Raw genomic sequence first — 8,278 nt, 5'->3', positions numbered from 1 at the left:
CAGGGTCTGACCATTTCGCCACCTGACCGTTTCTGCTAACGGTTAGCGAATTACGTTTTGAAACGATCCGCAACAGGGACGGATAAGATGGCTTACACCCTCGGAGAAGCCGCAAAGGCAACGGGTATCAGCAAGGCTTCCATATCGCGAGCCATCAATAGCGGTCGCATTTCTGCGATAAAGAAGGATGACGGTTCTTTCTCGATCGAGCCGGTCGAACTGCACCGGGTGTACCCCCCCAAGTCTGCCGCACCAGTAACCGAAACGCCATCTGAAACGATACGCAACGGCAATGCTGACACCCGTAACGGGTCAGATTCCAATGTGTTGCAGGCTCGTCTTGATGCTGCCTTGGAACAGTTGCGCGATCGGGACGGCACAATCGATGATCTTCGCCGTCGCCTCGATCAATCGGATGAGGAACGACGTGAGGCTCAAGCCCGAGTGATCGGACTGCTGGCCGGCCCCGGACCCACGGAATCCAAGAGGGGGTTTTTCGGTCGCCTATTTGGCCGCCCCGACGAATGACCGCTTAATGCGCCCCGATATAGTCCAGAAAATGCGGGTAGCCTTCCGGGTCCATCGTATTCTGTAGAGTGACGACGGCGGTAGCTGCCGCCAGATACATAGCCTCGGCCTCTTCTTTGCTACCCATCCTTTCAGACATACCTGTTTCTCGGCGTGCTTCCCTCATAGCGGCTACCGCATCTTCAAAATCTGATGGTGAACCGTTGATAGCGCAGACGCCTCCCCAACGAGCAGACCATACCTGCTGCGTCGAGCATCCTTCATCCAACAACTCCGCTGCATAACCACGCTCGATAACGTGGAGATCAAAATCAGGTCGATGCTGACGGGTAATCGCGACCTGCATGTAACCCTTTGCCGCAAAATGGAGGTCTGGCTTTGCGGCTTTCTTTTTGAAGAAACCAAACATTGCTAATTAGGGCCTTTCTTCCTGTCTCCGCGACAGCCGCGATATCGTCGCCTGATCGACCCCGAGCAGGGCCGCGACGGTGCGTTGCGTGTCGCCCTTGGCAAGCCGCTGTAGCGCCTCGGCCTGCTGGTGAGGGGTGAGGGCCGCTCGCCGGCCGAATTTCACCCCACGGGCTTTGGCTTGGTCGCGGCCGACTGCGGTGCGCTCCACGATCCGCTGGCGCTCCCAGCTCGCCGCGATGCCCAGTACGGCGATGACGACCTCGGCGAACTGCGAGGTGGTATCCACCATCGGCTCCGCGATCGACCGGAAGCCAGCCCCCGCCTCCTTCACCGCATGGAGAATGTTCAACAGGTCACGGGTGTTGCGCGCCAGGCGATCAGTGGCCGTCACCATCAGCACGTCGCCGGCATCGAGCGCGCCGATCGCGCGCTTGAGCTTCGGCCGCTCGGCCGACGCGGCGCTGGCCTTCTCCTGGTAGACCTTCACGCAACCGGCAGCGAGGAGCTGGGCGACCTGCTGGGTGAGGTCCTGCCCGTTGGAGGAGACGCGCGCATAGCCGTAGATCATGCGACCATTGTGCATCGGATATATGCATCACGGAAGCGCCCAGATTTCCGCCATTCCCGGCACGATGCAGAACCTATGATTTATGCATCGGAAACGAACCCCGCCATAATAACGGGGTCCGTTTTCGCTTAGGCTTCGCGTCGGCTCGGCAGGTTCACCGACCAGCGGATCATATCCGCCAGGATCGGGAAGATGTCATTGTGCTTGGCACCGAACCGAACGTACTCGCCCTGCTTAGACCCGATGTCGCGGTTCGCCTGCACGCTGTCGTCCGGCAGATAATCCGCCAGGCCGGCAAGCCCTGCGTCCAGACGCTCCCCATCAGTCATCCCATAGTAGTTCCACATGGGATTCTCATGCGAGAAATCGATGTCGGTCAGCCCATCCAACAACTTGCGGTAAAGCTCGTCGGCATTATCGGGGCGGCGATTGTTGAAATTGAGGTCGTAGGCGAGTTTTGCCAGAGCCTTGAGGACGACAGGCTGCGCCGCGACGGTCTTCTCTTTAGCGCGGTTTCCGCCAAAGTTCGGAATCTCAACGATCCGGCTCCACAGCTCCATGATCTTGTCTTCGCGAGGCTCGATCACAGCCGGCGTTGCACCGGAAATGTTGCCCTTGTTGAGGAAGGCCGTCGCGTTCACCGCTACGAGGTCCTTGAGGACAAGGGCGCCGCTGTCCTCAGACCAATCCTTGGCCTCGGAGTCGGTGATCGCGATACCCAGATCACCCGCGAGATTGCGCTTGATGAAGTGGGTGATCGGGTTGGAACCATCGAACTGGAACGCCAGCGATGCATCCACCTTCTTCCCGAGGCGGTTGAGGTCGTGGAAAAGCTGACGCTCCTGCTCGATGTCGAGGCCGAGATGCACTTCGACGGTCAGGGTCGCGTAGGAACGAGCCGCATCATATGCCTCGTTCCAGACCTGCATTTCGTCTTCCGTCACCTGCCGCCCCTTTTCGACGAACAGAACGGCTCCCTTGCCCGGATACTTTCCGGTCTGACGTACCTGCTCCAGGAAGGTCATCGCCATATCGGCAGCGTGGCGACGGTGCTGCCCGTCGACCACCCACAGAATATGGCGCTCCGACAAGAACACCTTGAAGCCAGCGGTTTCACCGCCGGTCGTTTCAAGCCGGAAGCCGCGAATACCGCCAGCGCCATTGCCACCAGGCGGCACGTTGCGGATGTTGCAGACCAAAGGCTGAAGCGAGAAATAGGGCTGTTCGCCCAAAAGGCGCAGTAGAGCATCGAAGGTTTCTGGCACCTCCTTACCCGTTGCCTCCCGACGCATCTTTGCGGCAGAGACGAGGCCCTTGACCATGTAGACGGCCAGCTTCTTGGCGTGGTTCTCATCAAGCGCACGCTGTGCAACAGGCCCCGCCTCGCGATTGTTGGCGACACCGGAAATGTCCGCAAACTTACGGAACGGGACCGACATCGTGAAAACGCGATGGCCGAGATTGTGACCGATAAAGACGTTGAACGGCGTCTCGTTCACGTCACCGGCATCAGCCAGGATATCGAGACTATCCAGGTCCTGCGGACCACGGATGGGGCTGGGAAGGTCACCAAACTTCGGGTACATAACTTTCTCCTCTTCTGAACCACACCAGCGGGCGGGCATTTTGCGGTGAACCGCCCCTGGTGCGAGGAGATAAATGCACCAGGGATATTATTATGTCCACGTAAAAATGTCCCTGGTGATATTTTATTTTTAGCCTGGGTTTATGCCTCTGATATCCTGGCTAATTTTTTTAAGGTCATGCGGCCTCTAGCGTCGGGATACGCGCAATGATGTCGGCATCCTTCACCGCCTGCACACGCAAATCGTAATTGCGCTGCATGTTTACCCACATTTCGGGCGTGGTGCCGGTGAGCTTGCCGATCCGAAGCGCCATAGTCGGGGTGACATCCTGCTTTTCAGCAAGGATGTCGTAGAGGGTCTGCCGCGACACCTCGATCAGCCTGGCGATCTCCGCCTTGGGCTTGTTGAGCGCGGGCAGAATGTCCTCCCGCAGCAGCTCACCGGGGTGCATTGGGGCAAGGCCGGATACGAGCTGGTTCATCATCTGTCTCCTGTCCGGGCCGATCCCGGATCATCATGCGTCTCTGTATAGGCCATATGTGTAAACTAATGCCTTACATGTCAAGCATTGACTGACAGATTTTTAGGAGGGGCATACCCCTCCTAGTGATAATCCTCGATGTTCACGTCGATCGCATCGCCGTCATCCCAAGCCCATGTGACCCGGTAATTGCCGCTGGCATCGACCGCATATCGTTTGGGCTTGGTGCTCAACCCATGAAAGCGAAAGCCCGGAACATTCATGTCCTCGGGCTTCGTGGCCGCATCCAGCGTGAGCAGGATGCGGCGAACGCGGTTGTGGTTCTGGACGGGAAGTTTTGAGCCATCTCCCTTGGTGGCGAAGGCTTCAAGCGCCTTGCTGGTGTATGTCTTAATCATAGACACATTGTAAGGCATTTCCTGACATTTGTCAAGTATTACCTTACACTCTGCCGAAAACGATTCTTCGGCGGCGACCCTACCGCCCGAACCCGATATCCGGCCCGACACGCCCGTACTGACGGTCCAACTCCTGCTCTCGCTGCCGATCGCGACCACGCTGCCCCGGCTGGTCCACCTCGATCGCTGGTATCTGGTCGAGCCGGGGTGACTGGTCGAGCGCCGGCACCACCTCGAACCCGCCCTCGCTGCTGGTCTGCAGCCCCGATCGCATCGCCCGCGCCGCGCCCTGGACCAGGCTCGACATGCCCTGCATCGCCAGCTCGGCCCGCTCGCGGAGCTGGTGTGACCATTCCCGTATCCGCTCCTGACCACGCTCGATGTAGAAGCTCAATCCCCGCTTCTCCATGATCGCCTCGTTCATCTGCCCGCGCGGGGTGACGGCGTGTGGCTCCTCGCCGGCCGCGATCTGCTCGCGCTCGGCGCGGCGCTCGATCGCGGCCGACGCATGGCCCATCTTCACGGTCGGCTCGATATCCAGCCCCTGACGCTCGTAGCTGCGGTGATCGACCCGCTCGGCCACCTGGGCGTGTTCCAGCGCGTCGTTGACCATCCCTGCCCACCGCTCGCGGGTCGCCTCGACCTCGACCGAGGCCGTCGAGCGCACGTCGAGCTGGCGCGTCTTCGCGCCCAGTCCGTCCGCTTGCGCTACCCGCGTCGTCGTCATGACGTGGGCATGGTGGTTACGATCGTCGCCGTAATCATGCGGGGCATGGATCGCCGCATCGACCGCCACCCCGTAACGGTCGCGGATATCCTCCGCGAAGGCACGAACCAGGTCGCGGCGCTGGCCGGCGTCCAGCTCGGCCGGTAGCCCCAGCTCGTATTCTCGCGCGACCTTGGCGTCCTTGCGCTTCTCCGCTGCCTCCGCCGCGTTCCACAGCGCGGAGCGGTCCTGCGCCCACTCCGCGCCTTCCGGGGCGACGATGAACGCGTCCTCGACGCCGCCCCGCCGCGTGTAGTCGTGCACCAGGCCGTCGCGCTCGTTTTCGAGGCAGACGCCGGCACGATACGCGACCGCCGCGACCGCGCTGCGCCCGGTCGAGCGCGACACCGATTTCACCGCCAGATGGTAGATCGCCATCGCTGCGCGTGCCTTCTCAAACGTAGTCCAGCGGCATGACGCTGGTCGGGGTGTGGGGCGGAGGCCCCGCTGTCGCATCGCGACATGGGTGCAGGGTGTCCCTGCCGCACCCATTACGCAGTAATGCTAAAGTGCGCCCTTGTCTCCTACCGTCATCTCGGGTGGCTTCGTTTGATGGGTTGCGCTATAGTCGCTTCGTATTCGTGCTTTCAGGCGGAGAAAGTATGGCGGCACCGACACCCGAAGCCATCGAACAGGCCCGCAAACGAGTTGACCAGGCCAAGGCCCGTCTCGACGCGCTCAATGCCCGTGTTGCTGCCGAGGGTCGTCGTCTCGATACCCGCCGCAAGATCATCCTGGGCGGACTGCTCATCGACGCCGCCAGCAAGGACAAGCGGTTCGCCGGCATCGTCTCCGAGCTGACTCACCGCATCAGCCGGGATCAGGATCGCAAACCGTTCGACGGATGGTCGCTGCCCGGGGAGGATCGCTGATGGACCGCGACCGCGACGACGACCCCCGTCGCCTGCTCGAACAGGCCCGCCAGCTCAACGAGCGGGAACGCGGAAGGGGAATGGCTCGTGGCGGGAGCCGAACCGATGCCCTGGCCGGCAGGTTCGATCCCGCCGAGTTCGACACGCCCCCCGATCCGCCACCCTCTGCCGCCGGTCGCGCGCGCGATGTCGCCGACGCCGCCCAGGCGCACAGTTTCTTCTCCCACCTCGACACCAACATCCAGCGCGTCCTCGCCGGCTTTGGTACCCTGCGCGATCTGGTGGCCGATGTGCGCGCCAGCCTTGCCGATGCCGCCGCCAGGGACGCACAGCGCGCTGAGGACGAGGAAGCCCGTGACAAGGCCATAGCGGCCCGCCTGGTCGATCCTGCCGCCCTGGAGGCCCGTGCGGAGGCTGGTGCGCGTCGTGGAGCCACGGACGGCCTTGCCGGGGCGGGAGAGGCCCTGCGACGTCGGATCGACGCTGACACGGCCGCGCACGCCGCCCTGACCGATCGTCTTGCGGCCGATGCCGCCGATCGCCGCGCCCATGAGCAGCGCCGGCGCCGGTGGGACAGGTGGTGGAACGGCGCGCTCGCCGGCTTCGCCCTGCTGGTGCCGATTGCCGGGGGTTACGGCTACTACCTGGGTAACGGGGCCGGCGAGGCGCAAGGCTATACCCGCGCCCGTGATGAAACGGCTGCGGCGAGCTGGGCCAACACCGTCAACGGTAAGCTCGCCCGCCGCATCGATCAGGCAAGCGAACAAACCATCCCCGCCATTGCCGCCTGTCCCAAGGATCACGGTTGGAAGCGAGAAAAGCGCGACGGGGCATACTGGTGCTTCGGCGCGAACCCTGATGCCAAATCCTACACTGGGTGGCTGCTGCCATGAACCTCGATGATCGCACCCGCACCTGGCAGCTCATCATGACCGGACATGATATCCGGCGCGTCACGCTCGATACCCAGGTGGACATGGCGCGGCTGCTCGATCTCGATCCCTCAATCTCGCACCTGACGCTGGAAATCGGCGGGGATCGCGTCCACGTCGCCCGCGACTGGCCCAGCGACCAGTACGAGGAGGCCGATCGCCTGATTGATCGCATCGCCGCCTCCGGCGTGTCCGCGATCGTTGTCCACGAGCGCGACGGCAAACCCCCTCGCCGCGTGACGACTGGCGAATGATGGCGCGATGCCTTCGCTCCGACTCCTTCCTCGCCAAGCCTGCGGCCGGTAGGCCGCCCCTGTGACGGCGTAGCCGGCACGCATCACCGGCGCATCGGCCGAAGGCCGATTCCGCTTGTCATCATGCAACGCCCGCCTCGCGCGCCCGCGATGATTCTAGATTCTATTGATTCTATGATTCAGGGGTTGCTTGTCTGTTGATTCATATAGGAAAAATGGCACGACCTACGACAAATGGGGTGCTCAGTTACGACAAATGGGGTGAGCACCTACGACAAATGGGGTGCTCAGTTACGACGGATCGGGTGCCCCGTGAGGAATGGGGTAACTGTGCGATCTATGACATTGACGTTGATCTTAAGTCGTAACTGGATAAGCTCATGCCGTGCCCGACGACCTTCCTATCGGCCGCACGATGAAGGCGGCTTCCACGATCTCGGTTCGTGACGGTCATGCCATCGTCAAAGCTGGCGAGTTTATCGAAGCACGGTTCGGCGCGGGTACGTCACCCTCTTTGGCGGCCCGCAAGACCCTAGCCCTTCTAATCGCCAAAGCTGCCGGTGAAGCGTGGCGACTGGGATCACATGTCATCGCCAAGCGCGATCTGCGAGGCACCCACAACGCCAATGATCGGATCCAGGACACCCTCGATGAGCTGATGGATGTGAAGTTCCAAATGCCTTCGACCTCGGCGCAAGGGCGTGCGGCGACGCTCACCGCTGCCCTGCTTGCCTGGACGCTCAACGAACATGCCGAAGACGGCCGAGCCACCGTCGAGTGGGAGTTCACGGCACCGGCTAGGGCAATCCTACAGGGGAGCGATTACTACGCTCGCCTCAACCGGGCGGCTCTGCTCGCCTTCCGGTCGAAGTATGCGATCACCCTATATGAGATGGGTTGCCTGCTGGCTGGACGGCGTAGCCCCACATGGTCCGGAACGGTCGATGAGCTGCGGGAGCGGCTTGGCGCACCCTCTAATTCGATGCCAAACTTCTCCGACTTCCGGCGTCTGGTGCTGACACCTGGCAAAGCCGAAATCGATCAGCTCGCCGCCTTCACGATGGACTGGTCGGAAAAGCGCGGGGCGCGGGGCAAGATCACCCACGTCACCCTGACTTTCACCCCTAAGGACGACGCCGCCACTGACGCCGCGGCCGATGAGGCAGGACGCCATAGCAGCGGTCGAAAGGCCCGCCGGGAAGGAACGACAGAAACCATCGTCGATACCGCCAGCCTCATCGCTTCGGCGGCTTCTCGGCTATCGGTTTCAGACACCCTGCGCTGGCCAGCCGACGATCAGGTGGACGAGTTCAAGACCCCAGAGCTTCATGCAATCGGAATGGCCCTAGGTGGTGGTCACTCCGTACAGCGACTGGCGGATCAGTATGCCCGCGTGCGCCCCGAACAGCGCCGTAAATTGATAGGGGATGCCCTCAAGGCAGATTGGACGAAATGGGTTACGGGGTGTGCCACCAAGTGGGG

At 61.9% G+C, this 8,278-nt stretch carries 11 protein-coding genes; 5 read left to right on the top strand and 6 right to left on the bottom strand.

Going from position 1 to position 8,278, the window contains the following annotated elements:
- Window positions 1-87 precede the first annotated feature (87 nt).
- The gene (locus SSA01S_RS19310) at window positions 88-528 is read left to right on the top strand and encodes a MerR family transcriptional regulator (RefSeq protein ID WP_082795179.1); all 441 of its coding nucleotides are present in this window, start codon (window positions 88-90) and stop codon (window positions 526-528) included.
- A gap of 4 nt (window positions 529-532) precedes the next feature.
- On the opposite strand, the gene SSA01S_RS19710 is transcribed toward SSA01S_RS19310, so the two are convergent.
- The 6 genes from SSA01S_RS19710 to mobQ all read right to left on the bottom strand — a co-directional run bounded on the left by SSA01S_RS19710 (window position 533) and on the right by mobQ (window position 5,116).
- Window positions 533-937: a hypothetical protein gene (locus tag SSA01S_RS19710; RefSeq protein WP_156477940.1), complete on the bottom strand. Its 405-nt coding sequence runs from the start codon at window positions 935-937 to the stop codon at window positions 533-535.
- 6 nt (window positions 938-943) lie between these two features.
- Window positions 944-1,507, bottom strand: coding sequence for a recombinase family protein (locus SSA01S_RS18060; protein WP_061781509.1), 564 nt, complete (start codon window positions 1,505-1,507; stop codon window positions 944-946).
- Window positions 1,508-1,635: 128 nt separating this feature from the next.
- Window positions 1,636-3,093, bottom strand: a complete 1,458-nt coding sequence (locus SSA01S_RS18055; RefSeq protein ID WP_061781508.1) for a DNA sulfur modification protein DndB — start codon at window positions 3,091-3,093, stop codon at window positions 1,636-1,638.
- 175 nt (window positions 3,094-3,268) lie between these two features.
- On the bottom strand, window positions 3,269-3,577 hold the full coding sequence (locus SSA01S_RS18050) for a HigA family addiction module antitoxin (RefSeq protein ID WP_037447531.1): 309 nt from the start codon (window positions 3,575-3,577) through the stop codon (window positions 3,269-3,271).
- A gap of 119 nt (window positions 3,578-3,696) precedes the next feature.
- Entirely contained in the window at window positions 3,697-3,990 is a 294-nt protein-coding gene (locus SSA01S_RS18045; RefSeq protein WP_244885709.1) for a type II toxin-antitoxin system RelE/ParE family toxin, read from the bottom strand.
- A 61-nt stretch (window positions 3,991-4,051) separates the two neighbouring features.
- A complete protein-coding gene (mobQ, locus tag SSA01S_RS18040; RefSeq protein WP_061781507.1) occupies window positions 4,052-5,116 on the bottom strand; it encodes a MobQ family relaxase in 1,065 nt (354 codons plus the stop codon).
- 224 nt (window positions 5,117-5,340) lie between these two features.
- Between mobQ and SSA01S_RS18035 the strand changes: the two genes are divergently transcribed.
- From SSA01S_RS18035 to SSA01S_RS18015, 4 genes are all read left to right on the top strand, one after another.
- Window positions 5,341-5,610 carry a hypothetical protein gene (locus SSA01S_RS18035; protein WP_061781506.1) on the top strand — a complete coding sequence of 90 codons (270 nt, stop codon included), beginning with the start codon at window positions 5,341-5,343 and terminating at the stop codon, window positions 5,608-5,610.
- Window positions 5,610-6,503 carry a hypothetical protein gene (locus SSA01S_RS19705; RefSeq protein WP_156477938.1) on the top strand — a complete coding sequence of 298 codons (894 nt, stop codon included), beginning with the start codon at window positions 5,610-5,612 and terminating at the stop codon, window positions 6,501-6,503. Before SSA01S_RS18035 ends, SSA01S_RS19705 begins: the two co-directional genes overlap by 1 nt.
- Window positions 6,500-6,796 (top strand): hypothetical protein, encoded by a 297-nt coding sequence (locus SSA01S_RS18020; protein ID WP_061781503.1) that lies wholly within the window; start codon window positions 6,500-6,502, stop codon window positions 6,794-6,796. Before SSA01S_RS19705 ends, SSA01S_RS18020 begins: the two co-directional genes overlap by 4 nt.
- A 385-nt stretch (window positions 6,797-7,181) precedes the next feature.
- The coding region (locus tag SSA01S_RS18015; protein ID WP_244885708.1) for a replication initiation protein at window positions 7,182-8,278 on the top strand (1,097 nt) is incomplete at its 3' end.

This window comes from Sphingomonas sanguinis NBRC 13937, from assembly GCF_001591005.1.
GTDB lineage: Bacteria > Pseudomonadota > Alphaproteobacteria > Sphingomonadales > Sphingomonadaceae > Sphingomonas > Sphingomonas sanguinis.
The sequence above is the reverse complement of the archived record's forward strand: the minus strand, read 5'-3'. Positions and strand labels throughout refer to the sequence as shown.